General features: G+C 39.6%; 25 protein-coding genes. 12 read left to right on the top strand and 13 right to left on the bottom strand.

Translation table 11 applies throughout. The features are described from left to right. Positions 1-47: 47 nt before the first annotated feature. Positions 48-1,235, bottom strand: a complete 1,188-nt coding sequence (gene mnmA / locus L0951_RS03380) for a tRNA 2-thiouridine(34) synthase MnmA (protein ID WP_234109458.1) — start codon at positions 1,233-1,235, stop codon at positions 48-50. A 185-nt stretch (positions 1,236-1,420) separates the two neighbouring features. Here mnmA and L0951_RS03375 point away from each other — a divergent pair, with 185 nt between their 5' ends. After that, positions 1,421-1,960: a hypothetical protein gene (locus L0951_RS03375; RefSeq protein ID WP_234109457.1), complete on the top strand. Its 540-nt coding sequence runs from the start codon at positions 1,421-1,423 to the stop codon at positions 1,958-1,960. Positions 1,961-2,103: 143 nt separating this feature from the next. On the opposite strand, the gene L0951_RS03370 is transcribed toward L0951_RS03375, so the two are convergent. Both L0951_RS03370 and L0951_RS03365 read right to left on the bottom strand, forming a co-directional pair. After that, positions 2,104-2,745, bottom strand: a complete 642-nt coding sequence (locus tag L0951_RS03370) for a hypothetical protein (protein WP_234109456.1) — start codon at positions 2,743-2,745, stop codon at positions 2,104-2,106. Between the two features lie 139 nt (positions 2,746-2,884). Then, positions 2,885-5,089, bottom strand: coding sequence for a TonB-dependent receptor (locus tag L0951_RS03365; RefSeq protein WP_234109455.1), 2,205 nt, complete (start codon positions 5,087-5,089; stop codon positions 2,885-2,887). 148 nt (positions 5,090-5,237) lie between these two features. Between L0951_RS03365 and L0951_RS03360 the strand changes: the two genes are divergently transcribed. Beyond that, positions 5,238-5,741 carry a superoxide dismutase family protein gene (locus tag L0951_RS03360; RefSeq protein ID WP_234109454.1) on the top strand — a complete coding sequence of 168 codons (504 nt, stop codon included), beginning with the start codon at positions 5,238-5,240 and terminating at the stop codon, positions 5,739-5,741. 103 nt (positions 5,742-5,844) lie between these two features. On the opposite strand, the gene L0951_RS03355 is transcribed toward L0951_RS03360, so the two are convergent. Then, entirely contained in the window at positions 5,845-8,364 is a 2,520-nt protein-coding gene (locus L0951_RS03355; RefSeq protein ID WP_234109453.1) for an ATP-dependent Clp protease ATP-binding subunit, read from the bottom strand. Between the two features lie 163 nt (positions 8,365-8,527). Here L0951_RS03355 and L0951_RS03350 point away from each other — a divergent pair, with 163 nt between their 5' ends. The 4 genes from L0951_RS03350 to L0951_RS03335 all read left to right on the top strand — a co-directional run bounded on the left by L0951_RS03350 (position 8,528) and on the right by L0951_RS03335 (position 11,382). Beyond that, positions 8,528-8,752 (top strand): uroporphyrinogen decarboxylase, encoded by a 225-nt coding sequence (locus L0951_RS03350; RefSeq protein ID WP_234109452.1) that lies wholly within the window; start codon positions 8,528-8,530, stop codon positions 8,750-8,752. Positions 8,753-8,859: 107 nt separating this feature from the next. Further along, positions 8,860-9,948: a glycosyltransferase family 4 protein gene (locus tag L0951_RS03345; protein WP_234109451.1), complete on the top strand. Its 1,089-nt coding sequence runs from the start codon at positions 8,860-8,862 to the stop codon at positions 9,946-9,948. A gap of 52 nt (positions 9,949-10,000) precedes the next feature. Then, a complete protein-coding gene (locus tag L0951_RS03340; RefSeq protein WP_234109450.1) occupies positions 10,001-10,420 on the top strand; it encodes a SufE family protein in 420 nt (139 codons plus the stop codon). Then, positions 10,417-11,382, top strand: coding sequence for a glycosyltransferase family 9 protein (locus tag L0951_RS03335; protein WP_234109449.1), 966 nt, complete (start codon positions 10,417-10,419; stop codon positions 11,380-11,382). Before L0951_RS03340 ends, L0951_RS03335 begins: the two co-directional genes overlap by 4 nt. Before the next feature lie 35 nt (positions 11,383-11,417). Here L0951_RS03335 and L0951_RS03330 read toward each other — a convergent pair whose 3' ends face one another. The 7 genes from L0951_RS03330 to L0951_RS03300 all read right to left on the bottom strand — a co-directional run bounded on the left by L0951_RS03330 (position 11,418) and on the right by L0951_RS03300 (position 17,300). Beyond that, complete coding sequence (locus tag L0951_RS03330; protein WP_234109448.1) at positions 11,418-12,500, bottom strand: mannose-1-phosphate guanylyltransferase; 1,083 nt, start codon at positions 12,498-12,500, stop codon at positions 11,418-11,420. Positions 12,501-12,502: 2 nt separating this feature from the next. Continuing rightward, a complete protein-coding gene (locus L0951_RS03325; RefSeq protein WP_234109447.1) occupies positions 12,503-13,093 on the bottom strand; it encodes a SprT-like domain-containing protein in 591 nt (196 codons plus the stop codon). A 151-nt stretch (positions 13,094-13,244) separates the two neighbouring features. Then, the gene (locus tag L0951_RS03320) at positions 13,245-14,594 is read right to left on the bottom strand and encodes a TolC family protein (protein ID WP_234109446.1); all 1,350 of its coding nucleotides are present in this window, start codon (positions 14,592-14,594) and stop codon (positions 13,245-13,247) included. Between the two features lie 40 nt (positions 14,595-14,634). After that, positions 14,635-15,027, bottom strand: a complete 393-nt coding sequence (locus L0951_RS03315; protein WP_234109445.1) for a hypothetical protein — start codon at positions 15,025-15,027, stop codon at positions 14,635-14,637. 167 nt (positions 15,028-15,194) lie between these two features. Beyond that, entirely contained in the window at positions 15,195-15,410 is a 216-nt protein-coding gene (locus L0951_RS03310; protein WP_234109444.1) for a four helix bundle protein, read from the bottom strand. Positions 15,411-15,529: 119 nt separating this feature from the next. Beyond that, the gene (locus tag L0951_RS03305; RefSeq protein WP_234109443.1) at positions 15,530-16,933 is read right to left on the bottom strand and encodes a nucleoside recognition domain-containing protein; all 1,404 of its coding nucleotides are present in this window, start codon (positions 16,931-16,933) and stop codon (positions 15,530-15,532) included. A gap of 172 nt (positions 16,934-17,105) precedes the next feature. Continuing rightward, complete coding sequence (locus L0951_RS03300) at positions 17,106-17,300, bottom strand: hypothetical protein (protein WP_234109442.1); 195 nt, start codon at positions 17,298-17,300, stop codon at positions 17,106-17,108. A 130-nt stretch (positions 17,301-17,430) separates the two neighbouring features. On the opposite strand from L0951_RS03300, the gene L0951_RS03295 reads away from it, so the two are divergent. The 6 genes from L0951_RS03295 (at position 17,431) to L0951_RS03270 (ending at position 23,768) form a co-directional block, all read left to right on the top strand. Then, positions 17,431-19,545, top strand: coding sequence for a prolyl oligopeptidase family serine peptidase (locus L0951_RS03295; protein ID WP_234109441.1), 2,115 nt, complete (start codon positions 17,431-17,433; stop codon positions 19,543-19,545). 77 nt (positions 19,546-19,622) lie between these two features. Next, positions 19,623-21,380 carry a DNA mismatch repair endonuclease MutL gene (mutL, locus tag L0951_RS03290; RefSeq protein WP_234109440.1) on the top strand — a complete coding sequence of 586 codons (1,758 nt, stop codon included), beginning with the start codon at positions 19,623-19,625 and terminating at the stop codon, positions 21,378-21,380. Between the two features lie 6 nt (positions 21,381-21,386). Further along, the gene (locus L0951_RS03285; protein ID WP_234109439.1) at positions 21,387-22,025 is read left to right on the top strand and encodes a rhomboid family intramembrane serine protease; all 639 of its coding nucleotides are present in this window, start codon (positions 21,387-21,389) and stop codon (positions 22,023-22,025) included. Between the two features lie 12 nt (positions 22,026-22,037). Next, complete coding sequence (locus tag L0951_RS03280) at positions 22,038-23,015, top strand: endonuclease/exonuclease/phosphatase family protein (protein ID WP_234109438.1); 978 nt, start codon at positions 22,038-22,040, stop codon at positions 23,013-23,015. Between the two features lie 2 nt (positions 23,016-23,017). Beyond that, positions 23,018-23,398, top strand: coding sequence for a hypothetical protein (locus L0951_RS03275; RefSeq protein WP_234109437.1), 381 nt, complete (start codon positions 23,018-23,020; stop codon positions 23,396-23,398). A 25-nt stretch (positions 23,399-23,423) separates the two neighbouring features. Continuing rightward, complete coding sequence (locus L0951_RS03270; RefSeq protein ID WP_234109436.1) at positions 23,424-23,768, top strand: hypothetical protein; 345 nt, start codon at positions 23,424-23,426, stop codon at positions 23,766-23,768. A gap of 31 nt (positions 23,769-23,799) precedes the next feature. Here the strand turns inward: L0951_RS03270 and L0951_RS03265 are convergent, their stop codons facing one another. Both L0951_RS03265 and L0951_RS03260 read right to left on the bottom strand, forming a co-directional pair. Continuing rightward, on the bottom strand, positions 23,800-25,314 hold the full coding sequence (locus tag L0951_RS03265; RefSeq protein WP_234109435.1) for a GH3 auxin-responsive promoter family protein: 1,515 nt from the start codon (positions 25,312-25,314) through the stop codon (positions 23,800-23,802). Positions 25,315-25,435: 121 nt separating this feature from the next. Then, positions 25,436-26,491 (bottom strand): HlyD family secretion protein, encoded by a 1,056-nt coding sequence (locus L0951_RS03260; RefSeq protein ID WP_234109434.1) that lies wholly within the window; start codon positions 26,489-26,491, stop codon positions 25,436-25,438. Between the last annotated feature and the right edge of the window lie 288 nt (positions 26,492-26,779).

Raw genomic sequence — 26,779 nt, 5'->3', positions numbered from 1 at the left:
AGCAAAAATCATTAAATATAGATTTCCCTACTTCGGTCTAAAATCTTTTAAGAAATCACGCCGCTTCCTAACAATTCATCCTCCAAATACCAAGCGGCAAACTGTCCTTCAGCAATTGCCGATTGTGGATTTTCAAATTCCATGAAAAATGCTTCTTCAAATTGGAAAAGTGTTGCATTTTCAAGGGGTTGCCGATATCGGATTCTGGCCTTTACTTTTAGGGATTCGCCATTTTTTAAGCGTAGATCTTCACGAACCCAGTGAACCTCAGTGTTTTCGATCTTTAATGCTTTGCGGAAAAGACCCGGGAAATTTTTTCCTTCGCCCACGAAAAGCAGATTGTTTTGCATATCACGATGAATGATAAAGCACGATTCTTTGTGTCCGCCAATTCCCAAACCTTTGCTTTGACCGATTGTGAAATAGTGCGCACCCTGATGTTTTCCGATTACTTTTCCGTCTGTTTTTCGATATTCAATCTTTTTTGAAAGAAACTGCAATTCTTCCAATTTTGATGAAAATTGAGGTTTTTCTTGGTGAAATTCAAAAAAATCATCAAAAATCTCTACAATTTCGCCTTCTTTTGGTTGCAGCTGTTGCTGAAGAAATGTGGGCAAACTCACTTTTCCGATGAAGCACAAACCCTGCGAATCTTTTTTCTCCGCCGTTACCAAACCGATTTCTTTTGCGATTTCGCGAACTTCAGGTTTCGTCAGTTCGCCAATCGGGAACAATGCTTTCGAAAGCTGCTCCTGATCCAGTTGACACAAAAAATACGACTGATCTTTATTGTTGTCTTTTCCGGCCAGCAAATGGAAAACCTCTTTGCCATTTTCGTCAAAGGTGGAAGCAACTCTTGCGTAATGACCGGTTGCCACTTTATCTGCACCCAAAGACAGTGCGGTTTTCAAAAAAACATCGAATTTTACTTCGCGGTTACACAAAACGTCGGGATTAGGAGTTCTTCCTTTTTCGTACTCGGCGAACATATAATCCACAATTTTTTCCTTGTAGAGTTCGCTCATGTCGATGACCTGAAATGGAATTCCCAATTTCTGGGCCACCATCAAAGCATCGTTGCTGTCCTCGATCCACGGACATTCATCCTCCAAGGTGACAGATGCATCGTTCCAGTTCCGCATGAAAAGTGCAATCACCTCATGTCCTTGCTGTTGTAAAAGATAAGCTGCCACAGAAGAATCGACACCGCCGGAAAGTCCTACTACTATTTTCATAAAAATGCTACGCTTTCGTCAAGGGAAAGTTTTGCGGTGCAAATTTACGAATAATTACTTTCTCCATTTTCTTCACCACTCTTTCTGGATCAAAACTTTTTACCTGGCGCTTATTCATTCTGTCTTGTATCTTAGGAAAAATGGTATAAATTTGGGTCATATAAATTTGTTTAATGGCAATAATTATGAAAAAAATACTTTTATTTTCGCTGTTGGTTTTAGGATTTATTTTGAATGCGCAAATCGGTGGTTCAACTAAAATCGGAAATGAGGATTCAAAATGGACTTTCGGAGGATATGCCGGTTTAGGGGGTTCGGTTGGAAGCGGTGGCAGTGGAACCACGGTTTACATCACTCCGAGAGTAGGCTATATGGTTTCAGAAAATTTCGAAACCGGAGTTGCTGGGAACTTCTCCTGGAGCAATTCTTCCTATTATTCCTCCACGATGATTGGTGTGGGTCCTTTTGTGAACTACTATTTTTCCAGAACTTTCTTTTTGGGTGGAATGTTTCAGGAATATTTCATCAACCAAACCAATAAAGTCACGGATCAGAAGTACTCCGGAAATGAAGCAGCACTTTATCTCGGTGGTGGTTACATGCAGCGGTTAGGCGACCGGACTTACATTCAAATCGGCGGAATGTATAATGTGCTTTACAACAAGGACAAATCAGTTTTCGGCGGTGGATTTATTCCGCAGGTGGGGATTGTGTATGGATTGTAATTTTTTTTGTCTCGCTGATTGTGCCAATACCGCAAATTATTGCTGTTCAGAATTATTTGCGTGATCCCTAAAAAGCTGCGGGGAACAGACACAAAAAAAATCTCCCGGAATTTTCAGGAGATTTTCTCTTTGTCAAATTGCTGTTACGGTTTATTTGCCAGAAAATAATCCGCTTCCGCTTTTCCCCAATTGGGGTCAAGCCTTGTTTTGATGGGGTAAACTTTAAACTGGTCTAAAGATTTTTGGAACAGATCCAAACCTCTGGTTTTGCTTCCGCCGAATTGTTCGGGTGTAAAATACGTGTCTTCCGCCTTCATCAAAGTGATTCGTGGGTTTTCGGGATCTAGTTTTTCTGCCTTGCTCAGTGCTTCGGCAGCCAACATTCCTTCACTCATAAACCGTTGTTGTGGATTCACCATCATTTTCAAACCGTGAACCATTTTTTGCAGAATCAGGATTTCAGCATTGTCCTTGCTGATTTCGGATGCTTTGTCCAAGAATTTCTGGGCTTGGTCTGCAATGGGGTCTAAATCTGCGGTATTTCCTTCACGCATAGCGATTCTTCCTTTTTGGATGGTGGCAAATGCGGCGTAATAATAAGGAAGCCACTGTGTTTTTTCCTTGTCGCCGATTCTGATAAAATCATTGGAAAGTGCTGTGAAATCGTCTGCAGAAAGGTGGTTTTCCACTTTGGCTACTTTTTCTGTCATCGCCTTTTCGTAGGCGGTTTGTGCAAATGCGGTAACTCCTGTGAATAGCACAATTGCGAGGAATAGTTTTTTCATTTTATTTGAATTAAATTGTTTTTGTTGTGATGAATCAAAGGTATTTCAAAAATTTTCTGCTTAAAATTATTTTTTGCCGAAAGGTTGGAATGAGTTGCTGAACTGCATTTTGGTGCTTCTAATTTCGTACTTGGTGTTTTTAAAGATTATTATTAATCGCGTCATTCGTTTTATCCACCCCGAAACTGATGAAAGCACCTACGAACACAAAGGTATTCACTGGGGGAACCACCGCCGAACTTCTTAATCCGTCATTCGAAAAATTGTAACCATATACATTTTTACTTCCTAAGATATTGGAGATGCTTAAAACCAATACTGTAAATGCTTTTGAATCTTTTTTGCCCAAATTCGGCAGGTAATTCACACTGAAATTCAGTCCGCTGTAATCTTTCACAGTTCCTTCATGCCGAAGAATGTTGGTTCCGTTTTGAGAAACGATATCGTAATATGGTCTTCCGGAAGCATAAGTGTAGGAAACGTTGAAACCTGTTTTCCAGTCAGTCACGAATTTTTTAGCCACCACGGACAGCGTATGTTTTGCGGCAAAACTCGGGATGAGCGAAATCGGATAATTCATGAAATCCCTTTTGGTGTCCAAAAATGAATAAGAAATCCAGTAATCAATATTTTTGAAAGTTTTTTTATCGCGCCAGAAAATTTCAGCGCCTTTTGCATTTCCGTTTCCATCATTGTTAATGGCGGTTTGAACATATTGATTTCCAATGGTTTTGGTCAGTTTTTCATAATCTTTATAAAATGCCTCCAACCGGAAACTTCTACCTTCCGAAGTTTTTTGAATTTGCAAAATATAATGTTCCGCTTTTTGGAAAGTTAAGGGCACATCGGAGTTTAAGTATTTACTTTCAGGATTTTGGTAGAAAATTCCGTACGCCAAAGAGGAGGTCCAATCCTTTGCAAGCCGGTAAGCCAAAGCAAATCTTGGAGCGAAATTGGTTTTATTTAAATAGGAAGAGTTTTCTGCCCTGAAACCAATTTTTGCCGAAAGATTATTGCTGAAGCCCAAATCAGTTTCTGCAAATCCCGAAGAAATCAAATCGGTGTAGTTTTTGTCTAAATTATTGGTTTCGTGCGTGTTATTGAATTCCATGCCACCTCGAACCGCACTGATTCTGTTGATTTTTCGTTCCAAAACCGTTTTGAAATTGAAATAATTTCCCTTATTGTTAAAATCCGTTTGTGGCGTTTCTGCATCGTTTTTAAAAGTGGAAAAATTTAGTTGGGTGTCGTTTAATGAATAGGATGTCCCGACGCTCAGCAAATATGCGCCGATTTTTTGTCTGAATGAAAGGTTGTGATACATATTTGCGGCATTTAAATCAACTTTGGTTTGATCATATTCCGGTTCCAGACTGGGTGATTTTACTGCCATTTGATTGGTGTCAAAATTTCCATAATACTTCAGCATTCCACCTGATTTGGTCTTTATCCTGAAATTGGCATCGCCGCCAAATCCCTGAGCGGGTTTGGTGAAGTCGGTATTGTACTTGAGCATCTTATGTACCAAATCTAGGTTGAAGTAACTTAAACTCGTTCCGAAAGAATAAGTTTTGCGATCGGAAAGTTTCTGATAACTTCCACTTGCAAAAAGCGGTGAAATGCCAAAATCGTAAGAAGTAGTGGAGGGCAAATCCACGCTTTCCAAAATCAAAACCCCAGAAAGCGCTTGTCCATAAATCGCGGAATAACCGCCACTGGAAAAGATATTTCCCTTGAACAAGGAGGTATTGAAACGGTCTCTACCCGCAATTCCCGGCACTGAATTAGAAAAATAATTATTGATTAAACTTCCATCCATGAAGATCTTGGTTTCTGCACCGGTTCCACCGCGAACGAAAAGTCCTTCGCTTTCGCCTACTTTTTGCACGCCCGGAAGATAGTTTAGCGCCGCTGAAATTTGTCCGTCTGCTCCCGCCGTGGTATAAATATCAATGGGAGAGAGCAATGCGGTCGCCCTTTTTTTATCGCTTGCTTCTATGGAACCCGCGGTAATCGTAACTGCCGCAATTTCGGAAATCTGTTCTTTCAGGTCTGAATTGATAACCAATGAAACATCACCAATCGTAATGGCTTTTTCAACCTCTTCAAATTTAGGGTTTGAAAATATGAGGGTGTGATTTCCTTTTTCAGCGGTTTGAAAGGAATAGTTTCCCTTGTCATCTGTTGTGGCGCCGTCATAGGTGTCTTTTAAAGTAACGGAAATATCTTTTACTCCTTTATTTTTAAAGTTCACTTTTCCGGAAATAGTAATTTGGGCATTAAGAATAAAACTTAATGTGGTGAAAAGTAGGATGGTAAGATTTTTGATGCTTTTGGTTTTCATGGGATTTGAAATTTACGGTTCAAAAGTACCGGCATTTATTTTTTTGTAAAAGTAATTTTTTCTGAATCGTCGAAAATGATTCCTGAAGGGTTATTTTGTGAAACATTCCGTAAATTGGAAACTTTATAAACATTAAAAAAATAATACGATGAACGCCACTCAATTATCTTTGCTTGCATTCAGCTCAGTTTTGGCTGTATCCTGCACTACGACAAAAAATTATGCCATCCAAGCAAAAAGCGGAACCGACACACAGGGAACTGTGAAGTTTGTACAAACAGGAAAAATGGTGAAAATGGATTTGAACGTCTATAAATTAACCCCGGGAATTCATGCGGTCCACATCCACGAAAAAGGAGACTGCTCTGCAGCGGACGGAAGTTCCGCAGGTGGTCACTGGAATCCAACCGCCCATCAACACGGAAGATGGGATCAAGGCGAATTTCACATGGGTGATATCGGAAATATTAATGCAGATAAAGATGGAACCGCAAGGAAAATTTTCAAAACTGACAAATGGTGCATCGGCTGCCAAGATGAATCCAAAAACATCATCGGTAAGACTTTAATCATCCATGCCAAAGAAGATGATTTCCATACCCAACCGACCGGAAATGCCGGTGGAAGAGTGGGTTGTGTGGAGATTAAGTAATTTAGGAAATGGTTGAGATTTTGGAATCTTAAGAAAGCACTTTAAACCAAATCAAAACACCTTGCCAAATTTGACAAGGTGTTTTTCTATTTGTACCCGACGGTTATTTCGCGGTTTCCTTCTCTTTCACGCCTTCTCCTTCTAGCGCGTCCTTGGTGTCGTTCAGTTTCAGGACGATGGTTTCTCCTTCTGAAATCTGCTTGTTCACCAACATTTCTGCCAGTAAATCTTCGATATATTTTTGGATGGCACGTTTCAAAGGTCTTGCTCCAAAATCTTTGTCCCAACCTTTCTCTGCGATAAATGCTTTTGCATCGTCGGTTAACTCAACTTTGTAGTTCAGTTTTTCGAGACGTTTGTACAGTTTGTTCAGTTCCAAATCGATGATTCTGGAAATATGTTCTTTTTCCAAATTGTTGAAAATCACGATATCGTCGATTCTGTTCAGGAATTCAGGAGCGAATGCTTTTTTCAATGCGTTTTCAATCGTGCTTCTGGCTCTTGCATCAGAAGTGGATTTCTTGGCAGAAGTGCCAAATCCAACCCCATCACCGAAATCCTTCAAATCTCTGGTTCCGATATTGGAAGTAAGAATCACAATCGTATTTCTAAAGTCGATTTTTCTTCCCAAAGAATCGGTCACAAATCCTTCATCCAAAATCTGCAACAGGATATTGAAAACATCGGGATGTGCTTTTTCAATCTCGTCTAAAAGTACTACTGCATAAGGTTTTCTGCGAACAGCTTCCGTCAGTTGACCGCCTTCTTCATAACCCACATATCCTGGAGGCGCTCCCACCAGTCTGGAAACTGCGAATTTCTCCATGTATTCGCTCATGTCGATTCGGATTAAAGCGTCATCGGAATCAAAAAGTTCTCTCGCCATTACTTTTGCCAGTTCGGTTTTTCCCACACCCGTTGTTCCAAGGAAAATAAACGTTCCGATTGGTCGGTTCGGGTCTTTCAATCCGGCTCGGTTTCTCTGGATGGCTTTTACTACTTTTTTCACTGCTTCTTCCTGTCCGATTACTTTTCCGTTCAGCATTTCGTCCATTTGCGCCAGTTTGTCTAGTTCGTTTTTACCGACTTTTGTTACTGGGATTCCACTCATCATGGAAACCACTTCTGCCACATTTTCTTCGGTGACCACTTCTTTTTTCTCTTTCACGTTTTTGTCCCATTCTTCCTGAGCCAAATTCAGTTCAATCTGCAATCTTTCCTCTTCATCTTTCAGTTTACGGGCCTCCAGATAATCCTGTGCTTTTACTGCTTTCTGTTTCTGTTCTTTAATTTCCTCGATCTTTTTTTCATGATCGATGATGACGGTAGGAACTTTCATGTTTTTGATATAAACTCTGGAACCGGCTTCATCCAAAGCATCAATCGCCTTATCCGGCAAAAATCGGTCAGTAATATATCTCGCGGTCAAATTCACACAGGCATTAATCGCTTCGTCCGTGTAAATCACATTATGATGATCTTCGTATTTGTCTTTGATTTGATTTAAAATCTGCACGGTTTCCTCAATAGTGGTCGGTTCCACCATTACTTTTTGGAAACGTCTTTCCAGTGCACCGTCTTTTTCTATATACTGTCTGTATTCATCTAAAGTAGTTGCACCGATGCATTGGATTTCACCTCTCGCCAAAGCTGGTTTGAACATATTGGAAGCATCTAAACTACCGGTAGAACTTCCTGCGCCGACAATGGTGTGTAACTCGTCGATGAAAAGGATCACGTCACGGTTTTTCTCCAATTCTGTCATGATGGCTTTCATTCTTTCCTCGAACTGGCCACGGTATTTTGTTCCGGCCACCAAACTTGCCAAATCTAGCGTAATCACCCGTTTTCCAAAAAGAACGCGGGAAACTTTTTTCTGCTGAATCCTTAACGCCAAACCTTCTGCAATAGCGGATTTACCAACTCCCGGTTCACCAATCAGAAGTGGATTATTCTTTTTTCTTCGGGATAAAATTTGGGAAACCCGCTCAATTTCCTTTTCACGCCCGATTACCGGATCAAGTTTTCCGTCTCTGGCGAGCGAAGTAAGATCACGTCCGAAGTTATCTAAAGTCGGGGTCTTGCTTTTTCCCGAACCGATATTTCCGGTTGGTTTACGCATTTGCCCGAATTCTTCTCTTTCTTCATCGTCGTCATAGGCACTCATTTTCGGATTCTGCCCGGAGTTTTTAAGCATCGTTTGATATTCTCTGGAAACTCTTTCATAGTCGATATCATAAGAGCTTAAAATATTGGTAGTGGGGTCTTCAGATTTGTACAGGATTCCTAGAAGAAGATGCACCGTATTGATTTCGGTTCCCTGGTATTGCCTGCATTCCAATTCTGAACGCTTCACCGCCTGATCCGCCATTTTGGTGAACGAAATTTTGTCATTGTCCACGGAAAAAGGATTTAGGCTTGCAATGGCCATCGTTTCTATTTTTCTTCTAATCTGTGTCAAATCCGCCCCAAAATTTTGCAAGATATCTTTCGCGGAATTTTCTGTTTTGATAATTCCTAAAAGGAAGTGTTCCGTATTCAGAAACTCGCTCTGCAAACGTCTTGCCTCGTTTTTGCTTAGTTTGAACACTTGGTCCAAACCGCTGGAAAATTTATGATCCATAATATAATCGTCTCAATCTAATTATTAAAGATAAAAAATAATCTTTAAGTCTATCTCAAAGTTACAAATACTTTACCAAAAATAAATAATGACTTTATGGCAGAAAATATTTTCTCATTTCACTGGAAATGACTAGGTTTGTCACCCCAAAATTTTAGATATTATGAGTCCGGAAATTACCAATTTTGTAGGTTATGGCGCATCGTTTTTCGTGGTGTTGAGTTTCATATTGAAAGATCTCCGAAAAATTAGAATTGTGAATCTCGTTGGTTGTATGCTGTTTGTCCTATATGGGATTTACAGCAATTATCTTTGGCCAATTATCATTCCGAATGCTATTTTGTGCGGGATTCAGGTCTTTCATTTGGCGAAGGAAAAATCAGAATAATTGAATTGAAAGAATTCTCAGTTTCTAAATAAGTCATCACTTTTCCTTACAGGACCGTAGAGAGCTGCATTGATATTCATTTCATTTTTTTTCATTAAATTTCAACAATGAAAGTTTTGGTAAGCGTTTTCAATAATCTCTTTACAGACCAGCGTGTAGAAAAGGTTTGCAGAACTTTATCCGAAAACGGTTATGAGATTGAACTGATCGGAAACAACTGGGGAGGACTCCCCGAAATGACGCGACCTTACCATTTCTCCAGAATTCCGCTAAAATCACAATCATTAAAGCTCGCCTATCCTGAGTTTAACTGGAAACTTCACAAAATCCTTTTACAGAAAGCGGATCAAAATACAATCCTTCTCTCAAATGATTTGGATACCCTTCTGGCAAATTATCTGGTTTCTAAAAGATTAGGGATTCCACTGGTTTTTGACAGCCATGAGATTTTCACAGAAATGCCCGCAATTAATGGGCGTTTCACCCAGAGAATTTGGCGGACATTGGAACAAACCATCCTTCCAAAGCTTGATTTCATGATGACCGCCAGTGAAAGTTATGCCGATTGGTTTGAAAGAAAGTACGGAATCAAAAGACCCACTGTAGTTCAGAATTTCCCGGCTGGAATTGAAAATCCGCAGAATTATTCCGAGATCAATCAGAAGAAAATCATTCTTTATCAAGGAGTTATCAATCCTTCACGAGGTTTGGACAAAATGATTCCGGCAATGATGGATATGGAGCATGCTGAATTTTGGATCTGTGGAGATGGACCCAGAAAAGACGAATATTTGGCTTTAAGTAAATCTTTAGGACTGGAAGAAAAGGTAAAATTCATGGGCAAGCTCTTACCGGAAAAACTTCGTGAAATCACAAAAAAGGCAGATGTGGGTTTAAGCATTGAAGAAAACAACGGACTCAGCTACTTTTATTCTATGCCGAATAAGGTTTCGGATTACATCCAGTCCAGAGTTCCGGTAGTGGTTTCCAATTTCCCACAGATGGGAAAAATTGTCGACCGGTTTCAGGTGGGCGAAAAAATCAACCATCATGATGAACTTGTCGAGAAGATCAATATCGTTTTGGAAAATGGCAAAAAATTCTACGAAGATGCTTTAAACAAAGCATCCGAGGAACTCTGCTGGGAAAAGGAGGAACCGAAAATCATTTCGCTTTTCAAGAAAATAACCCAATGAAGGTTCTCATTTCTTCAGGGTTCAAACCTCCAAATTTCCTTATCTTTGCAACATGACCATCAAAGAAAAACAACAGCAGCTTGTTGACGAATTTGCCTTTCTGGAGGATTGGGAGCAGAAGTACGAATACATTATCGATTTGGGGAAAGAACTGAAGGGACTTCCGGAAGAAAAAAAGACGCCGGAAAACCTGATCAAAGGTTGCCAATCGCAGGTTTGGATTGATGCCGATTTCAAAGACGGAAAATTGTTTTTCAATGCCGATTCCGACGGGATCTTGCCGAAAGGAATCGTCTCGCTTTTGATATCGGTTTACAGTGGACATTCTACCGACGAAATTCTGGATTCCGACTTTAAATTCATAGAGGATATTGGTTTGCAGGAGTTTCTTTCGCCATCCAGAGCAAACGGTTTGATGGCGATGACCAAACAAATCAAATTTTACGCAGTAGCATTCCAGCTAAAGAAATGACACAGATTTTGGCATATCGGTTTTCCGCTTTCGGCGATGTGGCAATGACGGTTCCCGTGATTACCGAATTTCTAAACCAGAATCCGCAAGTGCAGATCATCATGGTTTCCCGAAAAAACTTTCAGGATCTGTTTGAAGGAATTCCCAATTTGATTTTCAAAGGTGTGGATTTGGAGGATTATAAAGGGATTTTCGGAATGTGGAAACTTTCAAAGGAGTTGCAGAAGGAATTTCAGTTTGACTATGTTGCGGATTTGCATGATGTCATTCGGGCAAAAATTCTGGATCGGATTTTTAAGTTAGAAGGAAAAAAGGTCTTCAAAATCAATAAAGGCAAAAATGAAAAAGAAAAATTGACCGATATCTGGAATCTCGACAAAGTGAAACTGAAACCTACCACTGAACGCTATGCAGAGGTTTTTCGAGAGATGGGATTCAAGGTTGAACTTTCACATCAGTTAAAGCCAAAAAAAATTCAGAAATCGGGAATTGGGATTGCACCTTTTGCCCAACATCAGGGAAAAATGCTGCCTATTGAAAAAACTTTTGAAGTTGCCAAAATCCTTTCAAAGAACCATAAAATTTATTTTTTTGGGGGTGGAAAAAAGGAAGTGGAAGCCTTAAACAGTTGGCAGCTCCAAATCCCAAATTCCGAAAATCTTGCCGGAAAACTTACTCTGAATAAAGAATTGGAAAAAATTTCTGAGCTTGATCTGATGATTTCCATGGATTCCGCTAACATGCATTTGGCGAGTTTGGCGGGGACCAGATGCGTTTCAATTTGGGGTTCCACTCATCCTTTCGCTGGATTTCTCGGTTATGGGCAAAGTGAGAAAGATGTGGTTCAGATCAAAGATTTGACTTGCAGACCATGTTCGGTTTTTGGCGACAAGGAATGTTACCGCGGTGATTGGGCATGCCTAAACGAAATTTCTGCACAGCAGATCATCAATAAAATATAAAAAAATCCACTCTCGTTTGAATGGATTTTTGATTTTTACATGAATTTTTCGCCTTTTTTCAAAGTCCGCAAATCCTGGACATACTCCTTGATCAGCTGGTCATTGTCTCTCGGGCAAATCAAAAGCGCTTTGTCGGTGTCCACGATGATGTAGTTCTTTAACCCATCAATGATTGCCGCCTTATTCTTACTTTTAATCCGAATGATATTTCCCTTCGAATTATAGGTCATGATATGTTTTGATTTGATGGCGTTTTTGGCATCATCTTTTTCTGCATTTTCATAAACAGAAGTCCAAGTTCCCAAATCGCTCCAACCCAAATCGGCAGGAATCACGTATACATTTTGGGCTTTCTCCAGAATTCCGTTGTCAATCGAAATCTTGTTCACTTTCGGATAAATCAGATCGATGCAGGCAGATTCGCCTTTCGCATTGTATTCGCAACTTTGAAAATGCTGAGACATTTCTTCCAGATAGACATCGAAAGCCGCAAGAATGGAGGTCACATTCCAAATAAAAATCCCTGCATTCCACAAGAAATCTCCACTTTCCAAAAAGGTTTTCGCAATTTCCAGATCCGGTTTTTCGGTGAAGGTCTTTACTTTATAATATTCTGCTCCCTTTTTTTCCACAAACTGAATATAGCCGTAACCGGTATCAGGACGCGTCGGTTTGATTCCCAAAGTAATCAGGTAATCATTTTTCTCGGCAAGACTGAAAGCGAGTTCCACTTTTTTCAGGAATATATTTTCCTTTAAAATTAAATGGTCTGCAGGAAGCACTATCATATTCGCATTCGGATTCAGATCGGCAATTTTTTTCGCCATATAGATATTGCAGGCAGCGGTATTCTTCATCATCGGTTCACCCACAATGTTTTCGGGATTTAATTCCGGCAACTGACTCGCGGTGAGCGAAACGTATTCCCTGTTGGTAATGACGAAGATGTTTTCTTTTGGAACCACTTGGCTGATTCGGTCATAGGTTTGCTGAATCATCGTTCTTCCGATTCCCAAAATGTCCTGAAACTGTTTTGGATATTTCTGGGTGCTCATCGGCCAAAATCTGCTGCCGATTCCTCCTGCCATGATGACGCAGTAATTATTTGATAATGTCATAATTAGCTTATTTTTTCAACTCTTGCCAATGGTTTGAAAATATAGATTTTTCCAGAAGCAAGGTTTTTACAAAGATAGTTAATTTTGCGCTTCTCTTGGATGAGGTAGGGTTGTTTCCGGTAGAGAAATCGTTCGCCGATCTTCAGTTCTTCGACATAGGAACTTTCATCCTGGAAGTTTTCAATGTGGAAATATTTCACCAGATCAGGACTTGCCATAAAGTTGGCTTTCGGCGATCTGGAAAACTTGAAGATGATGGGTTTTAAGTCTTCGGAATAAATCGAAATACTTTCTAAAAGCATCTCCCGGAACGTGTGCTTCCATTCCGTGCCGTGCGGCAAAATTCTTCCTCCAAACTGTTCAAATGCTATCAAATGAGCCAATTCATGAGTAAGCACGAAAAAGAAAAGTTCTGGCTGCAGCGTGGAATTAATCGTTATTTGGTGAGATTTGTCCGGCATTTTTCGGTAGTCTCCCAATTTGGAATTTCTCCCTTTCGTAATCTTAATGTGGATATAATATTCGCCAAACCACTTCCTGAGAAATGGCAGTGAGTTTTCTGGCAGATATTTTTCTAAAGACGAGACAGACATTTGAAGTATGAATTGCGAAATATGAGTTACCATCTCGATAATCGGGACGAATTACAAAAATAGGGATATAATTTTCAAGTTCACATTCCGTATTTACCTGAGGATATTGACTTCATCGAATCATCGGGTGTCCTTACAAAACAAAATTCCCTTAAAGAGTTAAGGGAATCCCAGCATAGAAATTCAGCAGCTTCATGCTGAAGAGATAGTTGTATTTTGCCTGTGCAACTGATCCTTGGGCGTTTGCGTAATTGTTTCTGGCAATATTGAGATCGTAAATAGTAGTTCGTCCTGCCTCGTAACTTTTTTCGGCAAATTCCAAAGCGAGTTTTGAACTTCGTTCTGCTTCCATTGCTGCAAGATACCCTTCATAATTACTTTCTGCATCAAACTGGGCCTTTTGTACATTCTGCAAAACTTCTTTCTTCTGTTGCTGCAAAGTGGTTTTCGCAATTTCTTCGTTGATTTTCGATTGCTCCACATTCAGCCGGGTAATTCCCTTATTGAAAATCGGAATATTTGCTGACAAACCCAGTTGTTGACCGAAATTGTCTTTGTACTGCTTGAAAAAACCACTTTCTTTAATTGCATTTCCGTTGATGTCGATTCCCGCAGTGTTCGTGACTAAAGAGTTGAAATAGGAAGTTCCGATTCCCGCAGTTGCAGAGACAGTGGGCCAAAAAGCTGTTTTTGTAATTTCCGTTTGAGCTTCGGCAGATTTGATTCTGGATTCCGCGGCCTTAATTTGCGGCTGATTTTCATACGCTTTACTGATGATGTTTTCCGCGGAATATAATGGTGCGTCTAAAACTGAGTTTAAAGGAACATCCTGAATGTCGAAATTTTTGTAATCCGGTAACTGCAGAAGCATTGCCAATGAAAAAAGACTTCTATTCGTGTTGATTTCCGCAGTTTTTACATTTTGCTTTTCTCGCGCCAGAGCTGCTTCCGCTTCTGCCAAAACGGTTTGTGCGGTGGTTCCAACTTCGGTAGTGATTTTCGCTCTTTTGTAGAGTTTGTCGGCATTTTCCAGTGCGCTGTTGGAAATTTTGGTAATTTCACGATTGAGCAGAACGGACAAATATTGCTGGGCAATCTGCAATGAGATATCGTTTTTTATACGGTCCACATCAAACTGACTCGCCTGAACATCATATTCGGATTTGCGGATATTTTTTTCAAGTCTTCCGTGATTAAAAACCAAAATATCTGCTCCCACATTCGCACTGTTCGTGAAATTGTCATTTCGGCTGGTGTTTCCGAATACATCCCGACCTTGCCCGAAATTCACATTATTATTGATGTTTCCGGAAACCGACGGAAGATATTGCTTTTTCGAAATCTCCAGATTGTTGTCTGAAATCTTTTTCGAAAACTGATTCTGAATAACTTGGAGATTATTTTCAACCGCATAATTCACACATTCCTGCAATGACCATTTTTTCTGCGAAAAAGCAAATGCGGAAAAGAAACTTAAAACGAAAAGTAGCGACTTCTTCATTAGGAATTTTAATGAATAAGACGAAAAAACCCGGATTTTGTTACAGTGAATTTTTCAATTCCCCAATCCTCGTCATCACCGGCATTGAGAAAATTCCACTTCTTTGAAGGTAAGTTTCGTAAAAAACTTTCGCTTTTTCCGCAAAATCTTGGCTTGGATTTTCCTTGTTTTTAAAATAGAAGAGATGTCCCAACAGTTCAAAATACGGAATGTGATGCGAGGTGTCCTTCGCATCGATCAAACCGGTGATTTCCTCAGCAGATTTTGAAGCCAGTTCCTCAAAAGTCATTTTGAAGGTGTCGTTCATATTGGTTTCGAAAACTCTTTGCTGTTCTTCGGGAAGCATTCCTTCGTTTTTTCCCAGAAGCAATGTTGCCAACATTTCGCTGAACTGTTTGACGATGCGGATGATGTAGTCTTTGTCGTGGATCATAATTTTTTGGTGCAAGTTGCAGGTTGCAATTGATGCGGGGTTTAGAGATTATTTGGATGTTAAGTTCGCCAGTTGTTTTTCACCCATTCAAGGTAGTTGTAGATTTTTGCTCCTAATTGCGTATATTTTTCAAGTAGATATTGGAATTTTTAAGGTTTAATTTCGGGTTAAACTCTCAGAATTTTTTTGATGTGGTTTGAGGTTTCATCGCAGTTACTGTGTGAAATTCTCAGAAAACGCAAATAATCTTGTTGATACATTCTTCTGCCATAGCCTTCTACTATATTGGAATTTACAGAATCCGCCGAACATCTGATTTGGCTGCCCCAATTCGTAAAGTTCGTGCTTTGGCAACCGAAAAGATATATGATGAATTTCAGCAAATAACTCAAAAGAAATATGATAAATATCCAACTTAGTATAACTCATAACTTTTTAAATTAAATTCATATATCAACATAACCGCACCATGTATCTTGCACCTCGTAACACGCATCAAAATTTAAGCAAAAAACAAATAAGCCAAAACCACGGAAGTTATAATTCCCACCAAATCAGCGAGCAGCATTGCAGTAACCGTATATCTCGTGTTTTTTACTGCTACTGCACCGAAATAAACAGCAATCACATAGAAAGTAGTGTCCGAACTGCCCTGTAGAACTGCCGCCAATCTTCCCTGGAAACTATCCGCGCCGAAAGTCTGCATCGTATCCACCATCATTCCTCTGGCGCCGGAACCGGAAAGCGGTTTGATTAAAGCAGTAGGTAATCCATCGACAAATCTCGTGTCAAAACCCACAACAGAAGCAAACCATTTCATCCCGTCAATGATCACCTGAAAAACACCGGAAGTTCTGAGCAATGAAATCGCAATAAGCATTCCGACCAAATAGGGAATGATTTTCACGCAGGTCCAGAAACCTTCTTTTGCACCATCGATAAAGGCATCGAAGACGTTTATTTTTTTGTAGATTGCTCCTGAGATAATAGCGAAAAATATCAGGAGGATAATTCCGTTGCTCAGCAATTTACTGAAATCATCTAATCCTTCCTTGCTTAAATTCACGAGGTAAACCACGAGTAAAGCTATAATCGCAGAAATTCCCCCCACATATGCCAAAACAACCGGCTGAAAAAGATTGATTTTCTGGTAAAGCGAAACGATAATCATTGCCGCCATCGTGGCTGCAAAAGTAGCCATCATACATGGCAGGAAAATGTCGGTCGGCGTGTGAGAACCCATCGAAGCACGGATTGCGATGATGGAAACCGGAATTAAGGTCAAACCTCCCGCATGAAGACAGAGGAACATGATTTGGGAATTACTCGCCCGGTCTTTGTCTGGATTCAAGGTTTGCAGACTTTCCATCGCCTTTAATCCAAAAGGAGTTGCGGCATTATCCAATCCCAAAAGATTGGCAGAAAAATTCAACAGCATGTGTCCAAAAGAAGGGTGGTTTTTCGGAATTTCAGGAAAGAGTTTTGAGAAAAATGGCTGGATAAACCGCGAAAGCAAATTGATTCCGCCTGCTTTTTCGGCAATTCCCATAAAACCCATGAAAAGCGTCATGATCCCGATCAAACCCAGACAGATTTTCACGGCGGTTTCGGAAGTTCCAATGACTCCGTCGGTTTCCTGAATCCGGTAGATTTTTACCACAGATTTTGCGGAATCGGTTTTATAATGAATCCTGTTTTCCTCAAAATTGGGTTTTAGTAAAAGGGAATTTTTAATTTCCGGATTCAGCTCGTTGAAATTTTTGGTGGCAATTTGCACGGTGTCACCGCTTTTTCCAACGACTAAATCGTTATAAATCGCTTTGTAATTGGGAGAAAATAGATACTTGATACTTGCAACAATAATGGCGACAATAATGAACGCACTCCAAATTCTGCTTAAAACCATTGAGAAAAATTTGAGTAAATGTAATAAAAAGTCCGAAGCCGCAAAGTGGAACTCAGTAGAAATTACCCGGAAATGAATTCTGTGGGTAAAAAATGGAGTTTTTTTTTAACCGATTTTCAAAAAAAATCCTGAGATCAAGGAAATCAGGACGGTCTTTATTTTTAAAACTGTTTTACTGCATTGCTAAGTATTCCACCCCGTGATTACCTTCTTCACGCTGCTTCTTATCGAAATGCCGGTGGAAATCTGCGTAGTAATCCTCATAATCTTTATGCTTTTTTTGCAGAAATTTTCTGATTCCAAAAAATCCCAATCCCAAGATAACTCCTAAGCTTCCAGCCAACAATATTCCGGTTTCTTTTCTCATATTTAAAATTTTGCTGATAAATTTAAGCAATTTTTGTTCCCAAAGTATTCGGGAAAGTTTTAAAGTTTGTTAATGTTTGTGCGAGTGGGCAAAAATCAATTAAAATCTCTATTTTTGAAAAAAGTTAAAAATGAGATTTAATGCAATGATTCTTTCTGCAGGCGTGGTTTTTTTGGCGTCTTGCGGAACTCAAAAAATGACCAACAATTTTCATTATCCGGAAACCAAGAAAGTTTCCCACACTGACGAATATTTCGGCACCAAAGTAGAAGATCCTTATCGCTGGCTCGAAGACGACCGCGCCGAAGACACCAAAGACTGGGTAAAAAGGGAAGTGACTTTTACCAATGATTATCTGTCTAAAATTCCCTTCCGTGAAGAAATTCGTTCACAGCTGAAAGATATCTGGAATTATGAAAAAATAGGCGCACCTTTTAAAGAAGGAGATTTTACCTATTTTTATAAGAATGACGGACTTCAGGCACAATCCGTTTTATACAGAACCGACAAAAACGGAAAAACGGAGGTTTTCCTCGATCCTAATAAATTCTCTGAAAAAGGAACCACTTCTTTAGCCGGAGTTTCATTTAACAAAAAAGGAACTTTAGTAGCTTATTCTATTTCTGAAGGTGGAAGTGACTGGAATAAAATAATCATTATCAATGCTTTAACCAAAGAAAAGATCGATGAAACAATAGTGGATGTGAAATTTTCAGGAGCATCTTGGTTGGGTGACGAAGGCTTTTTCTATTCCAGTTATGATAAGCCGAAAGGAAGCGAACTCTCAGCGAAAACAGATACCCACAAAGTGTATTTTCATAAATTGGGAACCAAGCAGTCGCAAGATCAGTTGATTATTGGAGGAGAAAATTTCAAGAGGCGATATATGAGCATCGGTGTTTCAGACGACGAACGTTTTGAAATCTTGAGCGCATCAGAAGCGACCAATGGGAATGAGCTGTACATCAAAGATTTAATGAATAAGTCGGATTTTATTCCGGTTCAAAATGGATATGATTTCAATACTGATTTTGTGGATTCAAAAGGCGATTTTATCTATGCTTTGACCGATAAAAACGCTCCAAACATGCGTTTGGTGAAATTCAACATCAACAATCCAGGCATTTGGACCGACGTAATTCCGGAAACCGAAAACGTGTTAAGTGTTTCAACCGGAGGTGGTTACATTTTTGCGAAGTACATGAAAGACGCTGTGACTTCCGTGAAACAATTTGATTATGATGGAAAACTGATCCGCGAAATCCAGTTGCCCGGAATTGGAACGGCAAACGGATTTGGGGGCAAAGAAAAAGAGAAAGATCTGTATTTTTCGTTTACGAATTATATTACGCCGGGAACCATTTATAGATTTAATGCAGATACCGGAAAATCTGAAGTTTACCAAAAACCGAAAGTAAAATTCAACCCGGATGATTTTGTTTCGGAGCAGGTTTTCTTTACCTCGAAAGACGGAACAAAAATCCCGATGATGATCAACTATAAAAAAGGAACACAACTCGACGGGAAAAACCCCACGATTCTTTATTCCTATGGCGGATTCAATATCAGTTTGCAGCCAGCCTTTTCTGTGGTAAACGCTATTTGGATGGAAAACGGCGGAATCTATGCCGTTCCGAACATTCGGGGCGGTGGTGAATACGGAAAAAAATGGCACGATGCAGGAACAAAAATGCAGAAGAAAAACGTATTCAATGATTTCATCGCTGCAGGCGAATATTTACAGAACAAAGGATATACTTCCAAAGATTACATGGCACTTTCCGGAAGATCAAACGGCGGACTTTTGGTGGGTGCAACCATGACGATGCGTCCAGATTTGGCGAAAGTCGCATTTCCGGGAGTGGGAGTTTTAGATATGCTCCGTTACAACAAATTCACGGCGGGAGCAGGTTGGAGTTATGATTACGGAACTGCCGAAGATTCCAAAGAAATGTTCGAATACTTGAAATCTTATTCCCCGGTTCACAATGTTCGAAAAGGAGTTTGCTATCCTTCCACCATGATTATCACGAGTGATCACGACGATCGGGTGGTTCCGGCACACTCATTTAAGTTCGGTGCGGAATTGCAGGAGAAACAAAGTTGCAACAATCCTGTTTTGGTAAGAATCGAAACCAATGCGGGTCATGGCGCTGGAAGAAGTACCGATCAGGTCATTGGTGAAAATGCGGATTTGCTGAGTTTCGCACTATACGAAATGGGTTTAAAAAGTCTGAAGAAATAGTGCAAAATGTTGAAAACTTCCTGAGAAATTCGGGAAGTTTTTTCGTTTTAAAATGATTATTTTTGTGCGTTTAAGAAATGTCAGATATCATCAAACTTTTACCGGATCATGTAGCCAACCAAATCGCCGCCGGTGAAGTGGTTCAGAGACCTGCGTCCATCGTGAAGGAACTGATGGAAAATGCGGTAGATGCGGGTGCCACAAAAATTGAACTCATCGTGCGTGAAGCGGGCCGAAATCTAATCCAGGTTGTGGACAATGGAATCGGAATGAGCGAAACCGATGCGAGAATGGCTTTCGAAAGACATGCCACCTCGAAAATCAGCACCACGGAAGACATCTTCCATATTTCGACCAAAGGTTTCCGCGGCGAAGCATTGGCTTCCATCGCTGCGGTGGCACAAGTGGAGTTGAAGACCAAAACCAAGGACGCCAAAACCGGAACCAATATCTACATCGAAGGTGGTGGTTTTCAGTTTCAGGAACCCATTCAAACAGCGGAAGGATCAAACTTTTCGGTGAAGAATTTATTCTACAATGTTCCGGCGAGAAGGAAATTCCTTAAAAACAACAATATAGAACTCCGCCACATTATTGATGAGTTCCAAAGAGTTGCATTGGCACACGAAAATTTGGATTTTGAACTTTTCCATAATGACGACATTATCTTTCGATTAAGGAAATCCAGTCTGTTGCAGCGGATTATTGAGATTTTCGGGCGAAAGCTGCAGCCACTTTTAGTTCCTATCAAAGAAGATTTAGGTTGGGTGAAGCTCAATGGATTTGTAGCCAAACCTGAAGGAGCCAAAAAAGTCCGCGGTGAGCAGTTTTTCTTTATCAATGGCAGGTTTTTTAGAAGTGCCTATTTCAACAAAGCGGTTCAGGACGCATTTGAGGGTTTGCTTTTGCCCGGATATATTCCGACTTTTTTCCTTTTTCTGGAACTCGATCCGGAAAAAGTGGATGTTAATATTCACCCACAAAAGACGGAAGTGAAATTTGAGGACGAAAATCTGATTTATGCACTGATCCGTTCCACAATAAAGAAATCCCTTGGGATTTACAATGTTGCGCCGAGTTTGGATTTTGACCGGGATTCCAGTATTGATGTCTTCATGCAGCAAAAACCCAATGCCGGAAGCTTCAAGGCGCCGGAAATTTCGGTGGATCGGAATTATAATCCGTTTAAGGAAGAAGTTTCCGCAGGCGAAAAGATCGCTATGACCGAAATCTATCAGCAGAATATTTCAGCAGAACCCTCAAAAATTAATTTGTTCGAAGACGAGGATTTTGACGAAGATCTGATGCGGCTTCCCAATGGATACTGGCTTTTCAACAGAAGCGGAAAAACGCTGATGCTGGATTTGGGAAGAATGCACCGACTGATCGTGAGCGAAAGAAATGCAAAGAAAAAAATCAGCAATGAACGGCACACACTGCTTTTTTCGCTGGAATACCATATGAATGAGATCGAAAAGAATAAGTTTCGCTCCATCAAAAAATATTTGCCCGAGTTGGGTTTTGAAATGGTGATTGCCAATGACAACGTTTTGAGGATTGATGCGGTTCCCGAAGGTTTGAAAGAAACACAGGTCATGAAATTCATGGAAAACCTTTTTGAAATTTTGGAATACAAAACTGAAGACGAGTTCATGAACTTTTATCGGAACCAATGGAATAAAGTCCAAAGTAAATCCCGTTTCGATTTTCTATATAAAATGGATGCCGAACAAGTCATCAAAGACTTCACAGAGCTGGGTTTCCCGGAATATTTACCCAATGGAAAAAGATGTTTTATCGAAATTCCATTAGAAGAATTAAAAAATAAATTTTAGAACATTATGTTTCCTAGACTGACACCGATTACCAAAAATATCATCATCTTAAATGTAGTATTTTACCTGGTTTCCAATTTCCTTTGGCCACAACTTTATGATATTTTTTCCGCATATTATATTGGATCACCATTTTTCCGGGTTTGGCAAATCATCACACACATGTTTATGCACGCACCAATTGGCCATGGAATCGGCTTGACTCACATCCTATTCAATATGATTACTCTGGCGAGTTTCGGACCGGTTTTGGAGCAGGTTTTGGGCGAAAAGAAATATGTAATTCTTTATTTTCTCAGTGGAATTGGAGCATATTTCTTAAACTGTGGCTGGAATTTTTTCGAGATTTCACAGGGTGTCAATTTGCAGGACATTTATTCCATACCGATGATGGGTGCTTCCGGAGCGATTTTCGGGATTGTTGCCGCATTTTCCACTATGTTTCCGGATGCAAAATTGTACTTCATGTTCATTCCTTTCGGGGTGAAATCAAAATACCTTTTGCCGGCAATCATCATCATTTCGCTGTATTTAGGATATAGCGGAACGATGGGCGGAATTGCGCATTTCGCGCATATCGGGGGTGCAATTGTGGGATTTATTTTGGCTAAACTGTGGAAGGACAATCAATACAGGATTAATTAAATTTCATTTTTGATGGAGAAATTTCAGCGCATATTATTGGTCGTCCATTTCTTCATTGTCATTTTTTTGTTGGGAACACTGCTCAATGATTATGTAAAACCCTCGAGTTTTCCCTTGCTGAATCTGCTTTCTCTGGCTTTTCCAGTTCTGATAATAATGCATGTTTTGATGATTATTTTTTGGATTTTAGTTCAAAAGAAAACAGCTTTAATATTTATTCTTTTTACTTTTTTCCTCATTCACCCTGCAAGAAGGTGGGTGAATTTTAGTGGGAAATCGAAAGATGCGGCTAACCTTAAAATAGTTACCTTAAATGGACATTCCGGGATTATGGGTGAAAAAGCAATTCAAAGCTACTTGAACAGTGTAAATCCGGATGTGGTTTTCTTTCAGGAATCCAGGTTTTATAAACATGAAATCCTGAACTTGAAAGATTTGAAATACCGTTATAAATGTTTCATCGTAGAATTACATTCCAAGTTTGAGATTTTAGAAGCTGGATCAATTTTGGATAATCCGCTTCAAGGCAGTTCATTTTATGCGGATATTAAGATTAGTGACCGGAAAATCCGGTTGGTCAATGTGTACCTAGAGCCATTCCGATTCAATAAAAAGATGTTTAAGTCGAATGTTACGATTTCCACTTTCGGTCAGCATTTGAATACATTTGAAAATATTTTCTTAGTTCATCAAGGGCAAGTTGCTATCATTAAGAAGTTTTTGAATGAATCGCCATATCCAGTTATTTTGGCAGGTGATTTCAATGCGGTACCCAATTCCTATGAATATTATCATTTGGGAAAGGGTTTGAAAGATGTCTTTATGGAAGTTGGGAACGGTAGCTCGACCAGTTTTCATGATTACAAATTTCCTATCCGGATTGACTATGTTTTTTGTTCCAGGGAAATCAAGCCCATAAGTTACAAAGTGGACCGTTCGGTGAAGATTTCGGACCATTTCCCTGTCATCGCTGAATTTAAAATTGATTAAAAATGAAGAACCTACTATTTTTTACCCTGTTTTTATTGTTTTTTTCATGCGGGAAAAACCATTCTGAGCATGCTGTGATCGTTAATCAGGAAAGTGCGGTGCCGCCTTATGATACTATAGCAAAAGATTCCTTTTCGGCGGGTGCGGTTTCCGTGGATGTGGCGAAACGGATCAGAATGTCATCTCAAAAATATCAGGATTCACTAAAGGAGAATAAAAGAAAATTAGAGGAGGAAAAACTGGCAAATAAATTGAAGGAAGAGCAAGATAAGGCAGATAAAAAATTGAACGAAGAAAGAAAAAAAGCTGATGAAGAGGCCAGATTAAAGAAGGAAAAGCAAAAAGCTGAAGCAGGCGTGCCGGAAAACACAACAAACCCTTAAATTGAGAAACACCAAATACAATGTTATGAAAACTTTCTTTTTAACAGCAGGACTGATTGCTCTCAGCGTGATCGCCTGCAAAAAATCCGAAACTAAAATCCAGACCACGGAAAATCCTGATGGCAGTGTAACCACCACAACTATTGAAACAGAAAAGACCACAATGGTGGATACCGCGAAAATCAACGCCACTGTGGACCAGGCAAAAGAAAAACTGAACGAAGCGGGAAAAAAAATCGACGAAGCGACTAAAAAAACCGGTGAAAAACTGAAGAAAGCCGGCGAAGACGTGAAAGATGCCGCCGCAAAAGGGGCAGAAAAAGTGGAAAAAAGCGCTGAAAAGGTCAAGGAAGACCTGAAGAAGAAATAGATTTGATTCCGTTGATCTTTCAGCGGATTTTTTATTGATTCATTTTTAGCAGCGGCTCGATATATTCCCGGTCATTGCTCAATCTGGGAACTTTATTTTGACCGCCAAGTTTCCCACGTTCAGACATCCACTGGTAGAACAGCTGAGGTTTTGCAACGTGAACTACCGGTTTTTTTAAAGTCATGTTGTTATATCTTTTCGCTTCGTAATCGGAATTGAGCGATTTCAGGTGATGATCGAAAACCTGGGTGAAATATTCCAGATCCGCGGGATTTTTACTGAATTCAAAAATCCATTCATGGGCTCCACTTTCGCCATTTTGCATAAAAACGGGAGCTCCCGTGAAATCGGTAATTGCGGAATCAGTGGCTTCACAGGCTTTCGTCAAAGCGGTTTCCACATTGTCGATCATCAGTTCTTCGCCGAAAGCATTGATATAATGTTTGGTGCGGCCAGAAATTCGGATTCGGTACGGATGAACAGAGGTAAACCGAACGGTGTCACCGATCAGGTATCGCCAAAGTCCGCTGTTTGTGGTAATCACCATTGCGTAGTTTTTACCCACTTCCACTTCTTCCAGAGGAATCGCATGCAGATTGTTGAGTTCAAATTGGTCCATCGGGATAAACTCATAGAAGATCCCGTAATCGAGCATTAAGAGCATTTCATCACTTCCGGAAACGTCCTGGATGCCAAAAAATCCTTCTGAAGCATTGTAGATTTCGTAATAATTGATGTCTTTACCGATAATTTTCCGGTACTGTTCACGATAGGGTTTGAAACTGATCCCGCCGTGGAAAAAGACTTCTAAATTAGGCCATAATTCCGAAATCGTAGCGTAACCGGTTTCAGCCAAAGTTCGTTGAAGTAAAACCATCATCCAACTCGGAACGCCGGTCAAACTTCCCACGTCTTCGTTTTTTACTTCAGAAATAATGGCTTTCAGTTTGCTTTCCCATTCAGACATTAAGGAAACTTTCTTGCTTGGAGTCGTCGTAATTTCTACCCAAAAAGGCAGATTTTCAATCATGATGGCAGACAAGTCGCCAAATTTCGTGTTGAAGTTTTCATACAGTTCTGAACTTCCGCCAAGTCTCAGGTTCTTGTTGGAAAATAAATTATTTTCCGGATGGTTATTCGCATAAATCGAAAGCAAATCTTTTCCCGCCTTAAAATGGCAATCTTCCAAACATTCATCAGAAATCGGAATGAACTTGCTTTTTGCGTTGGTGGTTCCCGACGATTTTGCGAACTTTCTGATATTTCCCGGCCAAAAAATGTCGGGATTTCCCTGTCTTGCTTTTTCGATGAATGGTTCAAAATCTTCGTAAGTTACGATAGGCACATTTCGCACAAAATCGTCATAATTGGAAATGGAGCTGAATCCATAAATCTTTCCATAATCGGTGTTTTCGGCGAAATAGAGTTGGGAAAAAAGCACGCCGTTTTGCGTTTCAATCGGGTGTTTCATAAAGTTCTGAATCTGGTCGATCCTTTGCCGGATAAACCAATTGACCACCGTATTGAAAAGAGCCTTTGTTGCCATCGTTAGCAAATATAATGCTTTTTGATTAGATTTTCCAGTTGACTTTAAATAAAAATTCCGCTCAATCGAAGGGAATTTTATCTAAACTAAAACTTTCGTTTTCCGAACTTTCAAAACGATTTTAGGTTTGATAACCCAATAGCTTTCTTGTCTGGTAGAAGAATCTTTCGATCAATCTTAAATCTTGCGTGACGATTTCTGCATTTCCTTTCAATTCTTTATCGAATGGAAGCGTTTTATTATATGATGTCTTTAAACCATTCGACAAAATGATGTCCACATAATAATTCCCTTTCTCATCCGGAGTTAACGAAATGTTTTGAACCTTTCCTTGTACGATACCATATTCTTGATAGCGGTAGTTGTCCAGTTTGATCAATACTTTTTGTCCAGTCACAATTTTTCCGGAATTTGTTGCAGGCACCAACATTCTTCCTACAATTGCTTCTTTATTTTGTGGTAAAACGGAAAGAATGATTTCTCCACTTTTTACAAATTGGTTTTCACCCCAAAATTGCGTGAAACTTACTGTTCCATTGGTTGAAGAGGTTAAGAGGTAATTTTGCTCCCATTGTTTTAAGGATTTACGCAGCTGTTCAAAAAGTTGCAGAGTCTGTGAAGAATAACTTATCTTATCTTTTTCTGTATTAATTGCTACACCGCTTTTTGTTTTACGAAGATTAGAAATTCCTTCCTGCAGTTGCGATAGGGAAATATTAATATTCTTTAGATTTTGTTCCGCTTGAAGAAATTTAATTTTTTCATTTTCAACCTCCATTTTAGAAATTACGCCTTGTTCAAAAAGCGTTTGTGAACGTTGAAAATTCTTTTTGCTTAAGTCATATTTTGCATTCTCCAAGTGAAGTTGTTGTTTTAATGTTGCGATTCTGGAATTATATTCTGTTAAGCTTTGACTTGTCGCTAAATTTTCAGGAGCGTATGGTTGAAGCCTAGTAAATAATTTTTCATCTTGAAAAGCCTTTGCAAAATTGTTGTAGTCTCCCTGCAATTCACCTAATTTGAATTTAGAAGCCTCATTGAGTGGAAAAGTAAAAATCATTTTCGGAGAGATGGAATCGATGATTTTCTTTAATTTCAATACATCTTTGAAGTTTGCCGTAGATTGTAATACCATTAAAATATCATCTTTCTTTACTTCTTGATGATCTTTAATCAATATTTTTTCAATTTTGGAATTGGTTCTTGCTTCTAGTTTCTCCGGCGGATTTTGTGAGGTGACAATAATTGGTGCGGGAATAAACTCGGGATATTTGATGAACCAGCTCATCAATAAAATCATGAGTAGAATGGCAAAAACAATGGAGTTTCCCCACCTAATCATCCAATGGGGCGGTCGCGTGAGAATGTCTTGCACGCTTTCGGAGCGAAGTTCGATATGATCCAAAATGTTCTTTCTTTCTTCCAATTTTTCTACATTTTTAAAACTTTGTCAAAGATTTCAACT

It is taken from the genome of Chryseobacterium sp. R2A-55, from assembly GCF_021401085.1.
Taxonomy (GTDB): domain Bacteria; phylum Bacteroidota; class Bacteroidia; order Flavobacteriales; family Weeksellaceae; genus Kaistella.
Note: the sequence above shows the minus strand (reverse complement) of the source record. Positions and strands in the feature narration are given on the sequence as shown.